Source organism: Reyranella aquatilis, assembly GCF_020880995.1.
GTDB lineage: Bacteria > Pseudomonadota > Alphaproteobacteria > Reyranellales > Reyranellaceae > Reyranella > Reyranella aquatilis.
On sequence record NZ_JAJISD010000005.1, the window covers coordinates 102,698 to 118,936 of the forward strand.

The window sequence follows — 16,239 nt, forward strand, 5'->3', positions numbered from 1 at the left end:
TCTCAGGAGCGTGGTCGGCATGATGACTTGGGAGTCTGTGGCACCAGAGGATGGTTTTCCACCCAGGGGCTCGGACGGCCCGGCAGCCAGCGAGACGTCACCGGCGGCCCTCTGGGGGAGGCCTGGGCAACTCAGCGATCGGTGGCTCTGGAAACCTGGGAAGGTGCTACTTGGCAAACGGGGCAGTAAAGCTGCCTGGCAGCTGATCGGTTTCGACGACAACCGCCATGTCGTGACCGTCGCGGGCTCGCGGGCGGGCAAGTCGTCTACAGTCCTCATCCCCAATCTGCTTCGCTATCCGGGGTCGACCCTCGTGCTCGACCCCAAAGGCGAACTGGCGCGGGCCACCGCCGACGCGCGCCGGGCCATGGGCCAGCAGGTTCATATCCTCGACCCGTTTGGAGCCACCGGCCAGCCTTCGCAGGCGCACAATCCTTTTGACGAACTCGCCGGAGGCAACCCGGAGCATATCGGCGCGGACGCGGCTTTGCTGGCCGACGCCCTCATCATTTCAAATGACAAGGACCCGCACTGGACGGACTCAGCCAAGAACCTCCTTCGGGGCATCACCCTTCATCTGCTCAGTACGGGCCGCACCGCGACCATTCGCGAGCTGCGGCGGCTCCTGAACGCCGATCCGGACGAACTGGAGCACCTGCTCAAGGACATGGTGAACTCAGACGCCTTCGACGGGGCGGTTGCCAATGTCGGAGCGGCGTTCCTCGGCAAGGCGACATCGGGCGGGGAAGAGTTACAAAGTATCCTCTCCACCGCCCAGGAACAGACCACCCCACTCGATGACGTTCGGAAGATCACCGACCGATCCGATTTCCGGCTACGGGATCTCAAGCGCGGCCCCGTCACCATCTACCTGGTCCTGCCTGCCATGCGCATGGCTACGCATTCGCGCTGGCTGCGCCTCGTGATCCAGCAGGCATTCGCTGCCATGGAACTGGACGAGACCACGCCTGCGCACCCCGTCCTCTTCCTCCTCGAGGAGTTTCCGGTACTGGGACATCTGCGGGCCATCGAGACAGCCGCGGGCTTCGTCGCCGGCTTCGGGGTCAAGCTCTGGACCGTTGTGCAGGATTTTTCCCAGCTCAAGGTCCACTACCCCAAGTCCTGGGAAACCTTCCTCGGCAATGCCGGCATCATTCAGGCCTTCGGGAACGTGGATCTGACCACGACCGAGTACCTGTCAAAGCGGCTCGGCAATCTGACCATCGTCGAAGAGCAAAACGTCCCCATCTCGTCATCTTCGCTAAGCCATGGGGATCTTGGACGGCGTGAGCATCTGCGCCAGGTACCGCTACTCGATGCATCGGAGATTACGCGCTTCTTTGCGCGCGAAACCGGACGCCAGCTTCTGCTGTGTCCCGGTCGTCCACCTATCTACTGCGACCGGCTGTCCCTAGAGAACGTCGCGGTTCGAGACTAGTTCGAAGTCACCCGGAAACGATATGCAGACATGACGGAGGCGATTGATCACGAACGAGTGGCAGCACTGCATGCACAGATGACGGCGGGCATTGCCGCTCTCGCGAAGACGATGAAACTTGTACCCAAACCACCGTACCTGCCAAGGCCGATGCAGCCTTGCGAAATCAGTATCGACATTCCCTATACCCGAGACGAATACGCGGAGATCCTACACTACGTTCTGATTTTGCGGCGCATGCCGCTCATGCCTCGGGACGAACGCCTGGCAGACGGGGCCTCGTCGAGATTGAGTTATTTCGCAAGTCTCATCTGGAATCATCCAACTGCGCCGGAACAACGTCATTTCGGACCCGCGTATATACGCCTTGCGCGGGAGTTAAACGCAGTGTCCTCTGCCGCGACGAGCTGGCTCGATGCCGCCGGTTACGGCATCCCCTACTAGAACGCGCCACATGGGTAGACAGCTGAACGCTAGTCTATGATCCGCGCAGCTCGCGGGTGGCGCGGTTGCGCCGCTGCAATTCGCGCCTTCAGCGCGTTAAGGCAGCCCGCGATTTGGTGAGCGTGACTGCGCGAGCCAAGGTTACGCGAAATGGTTATGCGCCATTCCTCGCCAAGAAACAGATGCACGTCATACCAATGATCCGGCGACCGCACACATTCATTGGTGATCCATGACCAGTCGGCGGTCTTGGTGTACTCGATGGAAGTCAACCGCCTGAGGCCATCCTGCAGACGGAAGGAAGGACCGTCTGTTTCGTAGTTGGCGTCCTCCGCTGGCGGGTTTTCCAGAGAGATAGATCCGTCTGGTGACAGCACGATCGATCGCACACTCCGTCGCCGTCGCTCATGATAGAATTTGAAAATCCACGCTCCCACAGCCGCGACAGCGAACAACCAGGTTAGGGTCTCGGAAAAGGCGCGAGTACCGGGATACAAAGAGACAGTAACGAATGCCGATACAAGAGTGAGTACCGGCAAAATAAACAGCAGATTGCCCTGGTCCCATAGCCTGAGGCGGGTGAAATCCGTCCACGTCACTTTGTATTCGATGCCTTGTGCCGTTTGCCGTTCCGTCACTGTCGCGCTGACCGGCGGCGCGCCTGCCGCCTTGCCGGTCTGCGCAGTGGATTTTCGCGCACGAGCGGGCTCCGACGGCGCGGCCTTCGCGGCATTGGATGCAATCGTCGGCGCGTAGTGCAGAGCGGCGTATGAGAAACCACTGAGCGCGCACAGTCCCACGAAACCTTGCCAGGGCATCCCCGGCAAAAACCACCACGATCCGACTGGCCCCACTATCATGCCTGCAATGCATGCTTCTCGAAAATACCGCCACCCTGTCTTCGCACCATAGTACGCAGCGCCAGCCAAACAGGGTGCGAGCGCCATAAAGAACGCAGGAACTCCAAAAACGATTCCAGGAAGCAGCGGCGCTGCGGCAAGGCCGACCGCCCCTAGCAACAACATGTCCTTCGAACCCGATGACGTTTCACCGTTTGGACCGCCATTGTCGCCAGACCCGATCATCGCGTCCCCCATGGTCGCCTCAAAGTGTTTATCTTCTACCGGAGCGCGTAGTGGCGGAAGCGCAATTTCCCGTGCCTCGCGAGAAAAGGGAGCCGTTACCGGCTCCCTCTCCCTTCGGGCTGCTGTTCGCTGAATTCGCGAACCACTGTCCGGCCAGCGACCGGGTAGGCGTCGAACTTGAGCGTCAGGCCCTTGCCGTCACGGTTGGGCCAGGCTGCGCCGACCCGTATCCAGCGGGCCTTGTCGCCTTCGCCAATGACCTGCCAGATGGCATGTGTAGGACGCTTGCTGTCGTTGTTCTTCGTCATGACTAATCTCCTTCACTTCGCTTTGGCCCCGGCATGAGCGCCGAGCCTTGTGGGAACGTGAAGACCGGTAAGCGCAGGACGCGGGTCACACTGGCAACACGGGAGCGCAGCGAATGGAGCGGGCAGCCAGTTGACCCATTAGCGGCCTCGTCTTCCGGTTAGATTCCCACTCTTAAGGCCTCGCGCTTCTCACGCCGGGCGCTGGCAGTGAAGGCAGATGCATGACGCAACAACGACTGCCCCCGAGACCTCTGGAATGGAACAGCGGCAAGGCCCGCCCTACGGGGTCGCTGCACTATGACCGACACGGCAAAGCCGACTGTCAGACTGACGCCCCAAGGGGCCCGACAATGCAGAGCTCAGCAGAACGCTGCCGGAGGGTACGGGCTACGACGACTGTACTGCACGTTGATGGCTGGATGGTCCCCTTGCGGTTCTCACCTTCCGTACACGCCACGCCTTGAAAGCAGACCTAATCTCATCGGGCTGAAAAGTGGTTCAACAAGGGCCCGCTCCATTCGCGCGCAAGCGCACTCCCGTGTTCCATGTGTGAACCTGCATCCCTGGATGGATTGGCCGGTCGCTCAAGGCCAGGCGCGGTGCCCGGCTGGAACCAAAACAAAGGAGTGACCAATGACAACTATCAAAACGGCAACAGCCGCGAGCGTATCGCCAGATACCAGGCCGCAGGGCAAAGCGTTCGACCTGAGCGCAGCCATTGACCTGCCGGTACGTGGCAGACGGCTGACGGTGGCGTTCACCGCTGCCGTTACCTACGGCGACAAGCCTACCGGCTAACGCCCGGTGCATCAGGGCCAGCAATGGCCCTGATGCATTCGTCGCTCTCAATGCCGCGATGGAATATCTTCCTAGAAGAAGACAGTGGTTAACACCGCATAAACCCTTTTCCAGTACGGTAAGTAGAGGTTAGGCTTTCAGGCATCGAATGAAGTTTTTCTGTCGCCACGTCTGCGGTTTCATCGTCGTTGCTCTTGCCCTGCTTGGAGCGCCACGCGCAGCTTTGGCCGCTTGTACAAGTCCAGCCGGCATCGGCGGTACCATCACATGGAACGGTACGGACTCGGTGATCTGGTGCGACGGCACGAATTGGTACACGCTCAAAAACGCGGATGCATCCGGCAGTGCAGGCTACATCCAGTTTTCTAACGGCTCAGGCGGGTTTTCGAACTCCGGCACGACGGCGGGAGAGCAGCTCTTCTGGGACAACACGAACAAGCGCCTCGGCATTGGCACTGCGATAGTACGTTATCCACTCCATGTCGGCGCAGGAACGGGGGCTCTGACAGCGTACACCGGAAACTCTATCGATACGTTCACGCCACAGATCGTGGCGCAGCCCACATCAGGGGTGGCCGGCGTCGGCGCGTTCGTGAACAACGGCACCAACAATCGACGTGCGGCGTTGTTTATGAACGACACAGATCTACTCTGGGGACTCAGCCAGGCCAATTCATCGGGCGGCGCCGTTCCCTTCGTCATTCGGCAGTATAACACTGGCGAGGTCTTGAGGATCGACAGCAGCGGCAAAGTCGGCATCGGCACGGCGAGTCCTGTCGGCAGACTGCATGTGTCCACCGGCAACAGTGGGCAAACAACTCCGGGTGCAAACGCCGATGATATTGTGGTCGAGAGCGCCGGCAACACTGGGCTCACCATACTTTCCGGCACGACCAGCACGGGCCAAATCAACTTCGGCGACTCTGGCAACGCTGCGCAGGGGCGCATCACATACGACCACAGCAACGACTCGCTCTCTGTTCACACCAATGCGAGCCAGGCGTTGACCATTCTCTCATCCGGCAACGTCGGCATCGGCACCACGACGCCCTCGGGTACGCTGTACGTGAAAGGCAATACGCTCCTCTCCGACGACACCGCGAACGTCACGGCGTCCTATCCATTGCGGGTCTACTCGGCATCGAATGCGTCAGGGCTCGTCAATCTCTACTACCAGAACGCCGATGTGAACGGCGCGAACCTCTCGCTCCAGAAATACAAGAGCGGCGGCAACGAAATCGCGGCGGGCGATATACTCGGCTCCATCGACTTCTTCGGCACAACGGGTGCCGGTAACAGTCTGCGGGCAGCACAGATACGAGCAACTGCCGAAACAGGTTGGGGTGGAACGGGCGACGCGCCTGGTCGTCTGACGTTTTGGACGACGCCGGATGGTACTAGCACGGCTGTCGAGCGTATGCGGATCGATAATGCGGGCAATGTCGGCATCGGCATCACGACGCCAGGCAGTGCGCTGCATGTTAGCGGAACCGACAATACGGCCTATGCCACGTCATCGTCGGCTGCGGATGGCCCAGCTTTTCTCTCTTCCCCGACAGCCCCCATGATGATGATCGGCAATATAGGAAACACTGACGGACAGGGCGCATATCTGAGCTTCCTGACGAGGAATAGCGCAGCCAATGGACAGCGCGCCTATATTGGAGCCGTCTCCAATAGCGCAGGCAGAGCACCTACGATTGTTTTTGGACAGCAAACCGCCCTCGCCGCCTATGCTGAGAGAATGCGCATCAGCAGCACGGGCAATGTCGGCATCAGCACAACGACGCCAGCAGCCAAGCTCGACGTGAACGGCTTCATGCGCCTCGCGAAAAACGGCTCAGCGCCCGCAACCTGTGACGCCACTATTGACGGTGCGATTGCGCTCACGAGCGCGCGCCGCATGTGCGTCTGCGACGCCACGAGTTGGGTCGAGGTCAACAGCGCGACGGCCTGCACCTGGTGATAAGCGGCCCAACCGTCCAACCACGGTACTCAGCTGAGCCACATACGCGAAGCGATTTCGCGCTCCTCATCGCCCATTGCTTGCAGGTAGATAGCCGTCGTCGTGAGCCGCGCATGCCCAAGCCAACGCTGCACGAGCGTGATTGGCACTCCAGAGCGAATGGCATGCAGGCCATAACCGTGGCGCAATCCTTTCGGAGTTGCGTGTGCCCCGTCAGGAATCTCCGCTTCACGCATCACTGCCTTGACCAGTGCCCACGCCCAACTGCGCGATATTTGCCACAGCGTTTCGCGGACTTCGCGCTCGCGCGAAAAGGCCGCAAGCTCGGCCAACAGCCAGAGTGGTACCGGCACTTCACGGAACACGATTGCGCGGTTCCGACGCTTCAGGCTGCGCAAAGCGATGAATCCATCGTGCGCCTCGATAGACGTGCCCGTGATCGCCAGCGCTTCTGAAATCCTGCATCCGGTGTAGGCCAACGTCAGGCAAAATAGGCGCACGTCGCGAAGCGGATGCGCCTGCGCCGCAGCAATGAACCGCTCACGCTCGGCGGGGGTTAGGTACTTCCTGGTGCCTGCGCGCGTGTAAAGGCTGGCAGTCTGGAAATGCTGCTGGTGGAGCATATCGCGTCCTTTCGTCGGCAGATCCGGCGGCGGACGCGACAGTATTGCCTATTCTGTTGAGCAACCGCTGATTGGTACGAATTTGCACATCTCGATCAGTGGCTGTTGGCTGATCTAACCGATCACTGGACTCCCCGCAATGCCCATTTGGCGGGTCTTTCTACGGACTAAACAGAATAGGCAATTCTGTTGAGCGGTGAAGTTGAGTGCAAGTCCACCAGTTGCATGGGGGTTAGAGCCATGGATGGGAAGCCGTTGGCAGCAGTTGCCTGCCTGATACTTTCAGGTTGCTTTGGGAGTAGCCCTTCTGAGTCTGATGTAAAAGAAGCCGCCCGTGGATTGATGGCGCAACAAGCGCGCATCGATTGTTCCAGCGTAGGTATAATCATTGGCTGCGATGTGCCGCTTGATCGTGCTGTTGCCAATCTCAAACTGATTGGATGCACAGAGGCCACGCCCCAAGTCGGCTATTTCTGCGACTACACATGGAGCCACACGACGGGAAAGGAGCGGAAGGATCGCATCTGGCTCGTCAAGCGGGATGGCCGCTGGCAGAGGCCTGCCTGACTCCTCTTGAAGAGGACAGTCGATAAATTGGTGCCGGTGGTCGGGGTCGAACCGACACTCCTTTTGGGAACGCGATTTTGAGTCGCGCGCGTCTGCCAATTCCGCCACACCGGCCCGGCGGGTAGGTTCTACACGGCAAATACCATCGTCTCCAAGAGGAATATCGACCTAGGAGTGATCTCGGCTCTCCGCTGGGCGTCTGCCAACCTTCGCCAGCCGTGTGGCGCTATCCTCCAGAGATTGCCCTTCTCGGCCTGGCCGGGCCTTCCGGACGTTTATCGCTGAGGCATCCAGCGTCGTCTTCAGGTGGGATGCGTAATACTTCTCGATCATCTCAACGCTGGTCCGGCAGTTCTTGGCGATCTGGTAGATGTCCGCCCCTTCCATGAGGCGGATGCAGATATAGGTGTGCCGCAGTGAGTAACAGGTACGCCGCTTCCCTTCCCGGTCCAGCTTCAGGTCAAGTTCGCCAAGAACCGTGTTCATCAGGGAGCGTGGCGTCCCTTCAGGGAAGAGCAAATCTGTCTGCTCCGGTCGCGTACCGTGAGGGCCGCGCCGATCACGCAATCGCTTGAACGGCAACACCGCACCAACGGTGCTCTTGCAGTAGCCGGTGCCGCGCTTGCCGCGCACCTCGATCTCAAGGATCGTTTCTCCGGTAGCCTGATCCTTTACGATCTTCACATCGCGAAACTGAAGCAGGGCCGCCTCATCGGGCCGCAGGCCCGTGTTCGCCATGAACAGCACGTAGTCGTGAAACTGTTCGTAGATCCACTTCCACCGATTGGGCAGAGGCCCCGGCGGATTCTTGATCCTGTCTCTCGTCGCGAGATAGAGCTTTCGATACTCCTGCGGCGAGAACCAAGCGCGGTGCTCGATCTTGGTCGAGGATCTGTAGGGCATAGACAGATCCGGGATAGCTGTAATCCACCCCATACGCTGCGCCGCCTTCATCACGTGCCGAAGCGTAATGATTTCGTGATGGAGCTGGCTGCGGCCTGGCCGCTTGCCTTTGCGTGGGTTCTGAACCCGCTCGATGCGGTAGTCCTGGACAAGTCCCGCAGTGATTTCTGATAGTCCTTTCTTGCCGAAGAAGGGCCGTAGATGAACCTGCAGATTCTGTTTGAGCTGGCTTACGTATTCAGGGCTGCGCTGACCTTCGGTGATGACTTCAAATTCTTTCTCGAAGCGATCGGCCGCGTCGTTGAATGTAAACTCGGGCCGCTTTAGTTCTCCGGCGCGGCTCTTGCCGCGCATCCCGATAAACCAGTCTTCTGCCACTTCCTTGGCTCGGGAGAGACTGTCTTCCTTGGTGCTCTTCCGGTGGTTCTTTCCATTCAGGAATGTTGAACACTGCCAAAAGCTGCTGTTATCGCGTTTGTAAACGCGCAGCAGGCCTCCCAACAGTTCGTGAACTTCCGCCATGCCCCCTCCGGCGAACCGAAGGGACATTGTGCAATCATTTCGAGTATCCTTCCAGTATTTGCCCGACTGCATAAGGCTGTATGCAGTCGGGCACCGGCTGCGGCGTGTTATGCCGCGACCGGGATGTCATACCGCCCCGCTTCAGGTCTGCGAGGCTTACGGACATTGATCGCGGAGGCATCGAGCGTGGTCTTGAGATGCGCTGCATAGTACTTCTCAATCATCTCGACGCTGGTTCGGCAGTTCTTGGCTATCTGATAGATATCAGCGCCATTCATCAGCCGTGTGCAGATGTAGGTGTGTCGAAGCGAGTAGCTGCTGCGCCGACGCCCTTCCCGGTCGAACTTCAGTTTCAGTTCACCGAGAATGTTATTCATCAGCTCGCGGGGTGTTCCTCCCGGAAAGAGTAGATCGGTGGGTCCAGCCTCCTTCCCCTCGCGCATTCTTGCGCTCAGTCGGCGGAAGGCCTCGACGGCTTCGGCAGTGCTCTTGCAGTAGCCGGTGCCGCGTTTGCCGCGTACCTCGATCTCCAGGATGGTTTCTTGAGTGTCCCAATCCTTAACGATCGTCACGTCCCGGAATTCAAGCCGGGCCGCTTCATCGGGGCGAAGGCCCGTATTGCTCATGAAGACGAGATAGTCATCGAACTGCTCATATTCCCATTTCCAGCGGAGTGGCCTTCCGCCTACGCCGTCTGAGACGCGCTTGCGGGAGGCCTCGATAAGGCGGGCAAGCTCTCCGGGTGAGAACCAGCCCCGGTGCTCGACCTTCCCCGATTTTCTGTAGGGCAAGGACATGTCAGGCAGATGCTGTAGCCATCCTTGGCGGATGGCGGTTTTCAAGACCTGTCGAAGGGTCACGATTTCATGGTGCATGGCGCTGCGCGAGGGCGGCTTCCCGGTGCGGGAAGTCTTGGCCCGGTGCATGCGGTACTCCTGCACCAGTGCCGGGTTGATGTCGGTCAGCGGCTTCGTCCCAAAGAAGGGCCTCAGGTGCACCCGCAGGCGGTCGCTGTGGGATTGAACGTACTTTTCGCTTCGCTCGCCTTCCGTGATGATCTCGTATTCTTCAACGAACCGGTTGGCCGCTTCGTTGAAGGTCGTCTCACGACCCTTGAGCAATCCGGCGCGGCTCTTGCCGCGCAATTCGAGATACCAGTCCTCAGCAATCTCGCGCGCTCGCGCGAGATTGTCTTCCTTGGTGCTCTTGCGGTGGTTCGTCCCTTTCAGGGAAGCGGAACATTGCCAGAGGCTGCTGTTCTCGCGCTTGTAGAGGCGGAGGTCTCCGCCGAACAACTCAATGCTTTCACTCGACATACTGCCCTTTCGGGCCGGAAAACTGTGCAACTGTGTAAGGACTGTGTAAATCCTAAGTTGCTGTTTTTATTGACTTTTTAGCTGTTTTTTAGCTTTTGAGTCAGGCGCGTCTACCAATTCCGCCACGGGGGCACATCGTCGTGCGCGGCGAATAAAGCCGATGGGCGGAACCGGGTCAACGCTTGCGAGCGGACTTTCTGTCCGCTCTTATGCGGCCCGCATGCATCCCTATCATCACGCCCGCACCCATCCCGACAAGCCCGCCTACATCATGGCCGGAAGCGGCGAGACGGTGACCTACCGCCAGCTCGACGAGCAGTCGAACCGCATCGCCCATCTCTTCCGGTCGCTGGGCCTCCAGGCCGGCGACCATGTCGCGCTGTTCCTCGAGAACAATCCGCGCTTCTTCGAGATCTGCTGGGGCGCCCAGCGGTCCGGTCTGGTCTACACCGCCATCAGCTCGCGCCTGACCGCGGCCGAGGTCGACTATATCGTCACCGACTGCGGCGCCCGCCTGTTCATCACCTCGGCCTACCTGGCCGAGAAGGCCACCGAGCTGGCGCCGCTGATGAAGGGCGCGCCGCATCGCTTCATGATCGGCGGCACCGTGCCCGGCTACGACTCATGGGAGGAAGCGGTGGCGCGCTTTCCTGCGACGCCCATCGCCGACGAGACGGCGGGCCACGACATGCTCTATTCGTCGGGAACGACGGGCCGGCCCAAGGGCGTGATGCCGGTGGTCGAGAAGCAGCCCATCGACTTCGACAATCCGCTGCTGGCGATCAGCCGCAAGCTCTACGGCATCGACAGCGACACCGTCTATCTGTCGCCGGCGCCGCTCTATCATGCGGCGCCGCTGCGCTTCAACATGAGCGTCATGCGGCTGGGCGGCACCTCGGTGATCATGGAGCACTTCGACGCCGAGGAGTATCTGTCGCTGATCCCGAAGCACCGGATCACGCACACCCAGGTCGTGCCGACGATGTTCGTGCGCTTCCTCAAGCTGCCGCCGGAGGTCCGCGCGAAGTACGACGTCTCGTCGCTGAAGTGCGCGATCCATGCCGCAGCCCCCTGCCCGATCCCGACCAAGGAAGCGATGATCGACTGGTGGGGTCCGATCATCTGGGAGTATTACGGCGGGACCGAAGGCAACGGTCTCACCATGTGCAACTCCCAGGAATGGATGGCGCACAAGGGCACGGTCGGCCGCGCCATCGTGGGCAAGCTCAGGATATGCGACGACGAGGGCAACGAACTCCCCGTGGGCGAATCGGGCACGGTCTATTTCGCCGAGGGCCGCCCCTTCGAGTATCACAACGATCCGAAGAAGACAGCCGAGTCGCGCCATCCCAAGGGATGGAGCACGCTGGGTGACGTGGGCTACGTCGATGCCGACGGCTTCCTGCACCTCACCGACCGCAAGGCGTTCATGATCATCTCCGGCGGGGTGAACATCTACCCGCAGGAATGCGAGAACCTGCTGATCAACCATCCCAAGGTGATGGACTGCGCCGTGTTCGGCGTGCCCAACGCCGACTTCGGCGAGGAAGTGAAGGCGGTCGTGCAGCCGCGCGACATGGCGGAAGCCGGCCCGGCACTCGCCGAGGAGCTGATCGCCTACTGCAAGCAGCACCTCTCCGCCATCAAGTGCCCGCGCAGCATCGACTTCGAGGAGGAACTGCCCCGCCATCCGACCGGCAAGCTCTACAAGCGCCTGCTGCGCGACCGCTACTGGCAGGGGCGGGCCAGCAAGATCGGCTAGGCGCGTAGCCTGCGAGGCTGGACTCCACCGTATAACCGGTTATATGGTTACTTCGTCAAAACGGAGGTTGCCATGACGGCGGAGCTGCGCGCGCTGAATGCCCGGTTCATCCATAATTTCATCACCAACGACGTGGCGGGACACGACGCGATCCTGCATCCGGCGTTCATCTGCATCTCGCCGGCTGGCCTGCGCGTGAGCCGCGCCGACTACCTGGCGGAATGGGCCCACGGCTTCGACGCCGAGCGCATCCCCTACTTCGACTATCGCGACGAGAGGATCGACGTGTTCGGCGACACCGCGCTGCTGCGCTCGACCAACAAGAGCGTTCGGCTGAAGGACGGCGTCGAGACCACCGGCATGACGATGTACACGGACACCTATGTGCGCCAGGACGGCACCTGGAAGTGCGTCCAGGCGCAGATCACGCCGGTTCAGCCGGCCCACTACCCGCCCGACGAAACGATCGTGAAGAAATACGTGAGGGGCATGGCCCAGCCGTAGAGGCCGCCCGCCCCGCCTGCTAAGCAGGATCCCTGAAGCACAATCTCATTTCAGGGAGATCCGCCATGAAGGCAGCCGTCGTCACCGACAAGGGCGTCCAGTACACCGACGCACCGAAGCCCGCGCCCAAGGGCAACGAGATCCTGATCAAGGTGAAGGCCGCCTCGCTCAACCGCGCCGACCTCGCGGTGGCCTCGGGCCATGCGCACGGCCGCATCGGCGGCCCCGGCACCATCGTCGGCCTGGAATGCGCGGGCGAGGTCGAGGCGGTCGGCCCCGACGTGAAGGACTTCAAGCCGGGCGACCGGGTCATGAGTTCGGCGGCCGGCGGCTTCGCCGAATACGCCCTCACCGATGCCGGCCGGGCGCACAAGATCCCCGCCAACAACATGAGCTACGAGCAGGCCGCCTGCATGCCGGTCGCCGTGCAGACCATGCACAACGCGCTGGTCGGCGCCGGGCGTCTCAAGAAGGGCGAGACCGTGCTGATCCAGGGCGCCAGCTCGGGCGTCGGCCTGCTCGGCATGCAGATCGCCAAGCTGATGGGCGCCTCGGTGGTGCTCGGAAGCTCGACCAACGACGCCCGCCGCGCGCGGCTGGGCGAGTTCGGCTGCGACGTGGCGATCGACACGCGCGATCCGAAGTGGCCGGACAAGGTCAAGGAAGCGACCGGCGGCAAGGGCGTCGACCTGATCGTCGACCAGGTCTCGGGCGGCGTGATGAACCAGAACATGGAGGCCGCCGCCATCCTCGGCCGCATCGTCAATGTCGGCCGCCTGGGCGGCATGAAGGGCGAGTTCAACTTCGACCTGCATGCGCTGAAGCGCATCGACTATATCGGCGTCACCTTCCGCACGCGCAGCGCCGAGGAAGTGCGCGACATCGTCCAGGCGGCCCGCAAGGACCTGTGGACGGCGATCGAGGAAGGCAAGCTCAGCCTGCCGATCGACAAGACCTTCCCGCTGTCGGAAGCCGCCGCCGCGCTGGCGCACATGAAGGCGAACGCGCATTTCGGCAAGATCGTCCTGGTGGTCTGAGAGGTCCCTCATGAAAGCCGCTTACATCGAGAAGTTCGGCGGACCCGAGGTGCTGAAGATCGGCGAGCTCCCCGATCCCGTCGCCGGCCCGGGCCAGATCGTCGTCGAGACGACGGCCGCCAGCATCAACGGCGCCGACGCGAAGGTCTGCGCCGGCGAGTATCCCGGCCAGCCCCGCTTTCCCCTGAGCCTGGGACGCGACTTCTCCGGCACCGTCGCGGCGCTCGGCGAGGACGTGTCGGACCTTCGTGTCGGCGACGCGGTGTTCGGCGTGCTGGAGACCGGCCGCGACGGCACCTACGTCGAGAAGCTGGCCATCGGCGCGGCCATCGTGGCGAAGAAGCCGGAGACGCTCACGCATGTCGAGGCCGCGGCCCTTGCGCTCATCGGTCTCACCGCCTTGTGCACCATCGAGAACAGCCTGAAGCTGCAGAAGGGCGAGACGATCCTGATCCAGGGCGGTGCCGGCGGCGTGGCGAGCTTCGCCATCCAGCTCGCCAAGCATCTCGGCGCCCATGTCATCACCACCGCGAGCGCTGCCAACGCGCCCTATCTGCGCGAGCTCGGCGCCGATCAGGTCATCGATTACAACGCGACCGACTTCACCAAGGCAGTGAGCCCGTGCGATGCGGTGTTCGATACTGTGGGTGGCGACGTCGCGATGCGATCCTTTTCGGTTTTGAAGCCCGGTGGACGCGCGGCCTTCATCGCCTCGGGGGCCCAGGCCCCCAAACCGGAGCGCGCCGACGTCACCGCCTTGCGGCCCGCGGTTCCCCGCACCCGCGCGCATCTCGAACGCATCGTGGAGCTTCATCGCATCGGCGCCGTTCGCGTGCCTCCGATCACTGAATTCAGCCTGGCCCAGGCGGCGGATGCGCTGCGGATCAGTGCCGGCCGTCACCTCAAGGGCAAGCTGGTGCTCAAACTGCGGTGAGCGGCGCTTGCGCCCCGGAAGGCCGATGCCCATTTTGCAGATCGGCCTCGTCGTCTGAGGCTTGGTGTCGTCCTGAGCGCCGCGAAGGACGACAAAGGAAAAGGTGTTCGCAATGAGCAAGTCGATCAACCATCTCGCAACCGCCGACGGCCTGTTCTTCGGCAAGGGCGGCCTCGACCAGCGCAAGACGGCCAGGATGGTCGACGACGCGCTGGCCGGTACCGACGACGGCGAGTTGTTCCTCGAATATGTCCAGAGCGAGAGCCTGTCGTTCGACGACGGCAAGCTGAAGAGCGCCTCGTTCGACACCTCGCAGGGCTTCGGCCTGCGTGCCGTCGCGGGCGACGTGACCGGCTTCGCCCACGCCTCGGCACTCGACGAGCAGGCGCTGAAGCGGGCGGCCGAGACGGTGAAGACCGTGCGTGCGGGTCGCGGCGGCAAGTCCGACGAATCACCGCGCGGCACCAACCGGCTGCTCTATGCCGACGACAATCCGATCGACGGCGTACCCTTCGCCAAGAAGGTCGCGCTGATGCAGGAGATCGACGCCTACGTCCGGGGCAAGGAGCCCAAGGCGCGCCAGGTCTCGGTCTCGCTGTCGGGCTCGTGGCAGGTCGTGGAGATCGTGCGGGCCGGCGGCTGGCGCGCTGCCGACGTGCGGCCGCTGGTGCGGCTGAACGTCAGCGTGGTCTGCGCCGACGGCACGCGCATGGAGGCCGGCGGCACCGGCAGCGGCCGCCGCGCCGCCTATGGCGACATCTTCCTCCCGGGCTACTGGCAGAAGGAGGCCGACGAGGCGATCCGCCAGGCGCTGGTCAATCTCGAATCGGTCGACGCGCCGGCCGGCGAGATGCCGGTGGTGCTGGGCGCCGGCTGGTCGGGCGTGCTGTGGCACGAGGCGGTCGGCCACGGGCTGGAGGGCGACTTCCACCGCAAGAAGACCTCGATGTTCACCCACCTGATGGGCGAGATGGTGGCCTCGCCCGGCGTGACCGTTGTCGACGACGGCACGCTGAACGACCGCCGCGGCTCGCTCACCATCGACGACGAGGGCACCCCGACGCAGCGCAACGTGCTGATCGAGGACGGCCGCCTGGTCGGCCTGATGCAGGACCGCATGAACGCCCGCCTGATGGGCGTGAAGCCGACCGGCAACGGCCGCCGCCAGGGTCATGCCTATTCGCCGATGCCGCGCATGACCAACACCTTCATGCTGGGCGGCGACAAAGACCCGAAGGAGATCATCTCCTCGGTGAAGAAGGGCCTCTACTGCGCCAACTTCGGCGGCGGCCAGGTCGACATCGTGTCGGGCAAGTTCGTGTTCAGCGTGACCGAGGGCTACCTGATCGAGAACGGCAAGCTCGGCCGCCCGGTGAAGGGCGCGACCCTGATCGGCGCCGGCTCCGATGCACTGACTCGTGTCGGCATGGTCGGCAACGACATGTCGCTCGATCCCGGCATCGGCACCTGCGGCAAGGACGGCCAGGGCGTTCCCGTCGGCGTCGGCCAGCCGACGCTGCGCATCGACGCCCTCACGGTGGGCGGCACCGCGACCTGATCTGAACTTCCCGGTTAAGCTCCTCTCCCCCGATAGGGGGAGAGGGACATGAGTGGCGGCAGCTACCGCTTCTTCTTTTTTGCGGCGCGCTCGGCGAGCGCTTCCTTGTTCGCGGCCACGGCGGCAAGGATCAGGGTCTTGAAAGCGGTTTCGTCCAGCTTGCCGCCTTCGGGGATGTCGATGGCGCGGCGGACGTTGCCGTCCAGGCTGGCATTGAACAGCTTCTTCGGATCGGGCAACGCGGCCCCACGCGGAAAGGTGAGCTTCACGACCTGCTTGTAGGTCTCGCCGGTGCAGACGATGCCGTCATCCTCCCAGACCGGCACGCCGCGCCACTTCCATTCCTCGACGATGTCTGGATCGGTCTCGTGGATCAGCGTGCGAACGCGCGCGAGCGTCTCGCCGCGCCAGTCGCCCAGCGCCGCGATGCGCGCGTCGATATTGGCCGAAGCGGCGGACTTCGCCATGTTCCCT

The 16,239-nt window shown here is 62.2% G+C and carries 16 protein-coding genes and 1 tRNA gene; 10 read left to right on the forward strand and 7 right to left on the reverse strand.

Annotation, left to right across the window (positions count from 1 at the left end):
• Positions 1 to 163: 163 nt before the first annotated feature.
• On the forward strand, positions 164 to 1,438 hold the full coding sequence (locus LJ725_RS12975; RefSeq protein ID WP_230551089.1) for a type IV secretory system conjugative DNA transfer family protein: 1,275 nt from the start codon (positions 164 to 166) through the stop codon (positions 1,436 to 1,438).
• Positions 1,439 to 1,468: 30 nt separating this feature from the next.
• Positions 1,469 to 1,882: a hypothetical protein gene (locus tag LJ725_RS12980; RefSeq protein WP_230551090.1), complete on the forward strand. Its 414-nt coding sequence runs from the start codon at positions 1,469 to 1,471 to the stop codon at positions 1,880 to 1,882.
• A gap of 29 nt (positions 1,883 to 1,911) precedes the next feature.
• On the opposite strand, the gene LJ725_RS12985 is transcribed toward LJ725_RS12980, so the two are convergent.
• Both LJ725_RS12985 and LJ725_RS12990 read right to left on the reverse strand, forming a co-directional pair.
• Positions 1,912 to 2,979, reverse strand: coding sequence for a hypothetical protein (locus LJ725_RS12985; RefSeq protein ID WP_230551091.1), 1,068 nt, complete (start codon positions 2,977 to 2,979; stop codon positions 1,912 to 1,914).
• A gap of 83 nt (positions 2,980 to 3,062) precedes the next feature.
• A complete protein-coding gene (locus tag LJ725_RS12990) occupies positions 3,063 to 3,275 on the reverse strand; it encodes a hypothetical protein (RefSeq protein WP_230551092.1) in 213 nt (70 codons plus the stop codon).
• A 633-nt stretch (positions 3,276 to 3,908) separates the two neighbouring features.
• Between LJ725_RS12990 and LJ725_RS12995 the strand changes: the two genes are divergently transcribed.
• Together LJ725_RS12995 and LJ725_RS13000 are read left to right on the forward strand one after the other, a co-directional pair.
• A complete protein-coding gene (locus LJ725_RS12995; RefSeq protein WP_230551093.1) occupies positions 3,909 to 4,073 on the forward strand; it encodes a hypothetical protein in 165 nt (54 codons plus the stop codon).
• Positions 4,074 to 4,221: 148 nt separating this feature from the next.
• Entirely contained in the window at positions 4,222 to 6,039 is a 1,818-nt protein-coding gene (locus LJ725_RS13000; RefSeq protein WP_230551094.1) for a hypothetical protein, read from the forward strand.
• Between the two features lie 29 nt (positions 6,040 to 6,068).
• Here the strand turns inward: LJ725_RS13000 and LJ725_RS13005 are convergent, their stop codons facing one another.
• Entirely contained in the window at positions 6,069 to 6,662 is a 594-nt protein-coding gene (locus LJ725_RS13005) for a tyrosine-type recombinase/integrase (protein WP_230551095.1), read from the reverse strand.
• Between the two features lie 240 nt (positions 6,663 to 6,902).
• Between LJ725_RS13005 and LJ725_RS13010 the strand changes: the two genes are divergently transcribed.
• Positions 6,903 to 7,229, forward strand: coding sequence for a hypothetical protein (locus LJ725_RS13010; protein ID WP_230551096.1), 327 nt, complete (start codon positions 6,903 to 6,905; stop codon positions 7,227 to 7,229).
• Between the two features lie 28 nt (positions 7,230 to 7,257).
• On the opposite strand, the gene LJ725_RS13015 is transcribed toward LJ725_RS13010, so the two are convergent.
• The 3 genes from LJ725_RS13015 to LJ725_RS13025 form a co-directional block, all read right to left on the reverse strand.
• Positions 7,258 to 7,343, reverse strand: a tRNA-Leu gene (locus LJ725_RS13015).
• Between the two features lie 54 nt (positions 7,344 to 7,397).
• Positions 7,398 to 8,654, reverse strand: coding sequence for a tyrosine-type recombinase/integrase (locus tag LJ725_RS13020; protein ID WP_230551097.1), 1,257 nt, complete (start codon positions 8,652 to 8,654; stop codon positions 7,398 to 7,400).
• Positions 8,655 to 8,761: 107 nt separating this feature from the next.
• Positions 8,762 to 9,970 carry a tyrosine-type recombinase/integrase gene (locus LJ725_RS13025; protein WP_230551098.1) on the reverse strand — a complete coding sequence of 403 codons (1,209 nt, stop codon included), beginning with the start codon at positions 9,968 to 9,970 and terminating at the stop codon, positions 8,762 to 8,764.
• Positions 9,971 to 10,190: 220 nt separating this feature from the next.
• On the opposite strand from LJ725_RS13025, the gene LJ725_RS13030 reads away from it, so the two are divergent.
• The 5 genes from LJ725_RS13030 (at position 10,191) to tldD (ending at position 15,765) form a co-directional block, all read left to right on the forward strand.
• The gene (locus tag LJ725_RS13030; protein ID WP_230551099.1) at positions 10,191 to 11,732 is read left to right on the forward strand and encodes an AMP-binding protein; all 1,542 of its coding nucleotides are present in this window, start codon (positions 10,191 to 10,193) and stop codon (positions 11,730 to 11,732) included.
• 72 nt (positions 11,733 to 11,804) lie between these two features.
• Positions 11,805 to 12,236 carry a nuclear transport factor 2 family protein gene (locus tag LJ725_RS13035; protein ID WP_230551100.1) on the forward strand — a complete coding sequence of 144 codons (432 nt, stop codon included), beginning with the start codon at positions 11,805 to 11,807 and terminating at the stop codon, positions 12,234 to 12,236.
• Positions 12,237 to 12,301: 65 nt separating this feature from the next.
• Complete coding sequence (locus LJ725_RS13040) at positions 12,302 to 13,273, forward strand: zinc-binding dehydrogenase (RefSeq protein WP_230551101.1); 972 nt, start codon at positions 12,302 to 12,304, stop codon at positions 13,271 to 13,273.
• 10 nt (positions 13,274 to 13,283) lie between these two features.
• Positions 13,284 to 14,207, forward strand: a complete 924-nt coding sequence (locus tag LJ725_RS13045; protein WP_230551102.1) for an NADP-dependent oxidoreductase — start codon at positions 13,284 to 13,286, stop codon at positions 14,205 to 14,207.
• A gap of 196 nt (positions 14,208 to 14,403) precedes the next feature.
• Complete coding sequence (tldD, locus tag LJ725_RS13050; RefSeq protein ID WP_230551337.1) at positions 14,404 to 15,765, forward strand: metalloprotease TldD; 1,362 nt, start codon at positions 14,404 to 14,406, stop codon at positions 15,763 to 15,765.
• Positions 15,766 to 15,827: 62 nt separating this feature from the next.
• Here tldD and LJ725_RS13055 read toward each other — a convergent pair whose 3' ends face one another.
• Complete coding sequence (locus LJ725_RS13055) at positions 15,828 to 16,232, reverse strand: DUF1801 domain-containing protein (RefSeq protein WP_230551103.1); 405 nt, start codon at positions 16,230 to 16,232, stop codon at positions 15,828 to 15,830.
• Positions 16,233 to 16,239 lie beyond the last annotated feature (7 nt).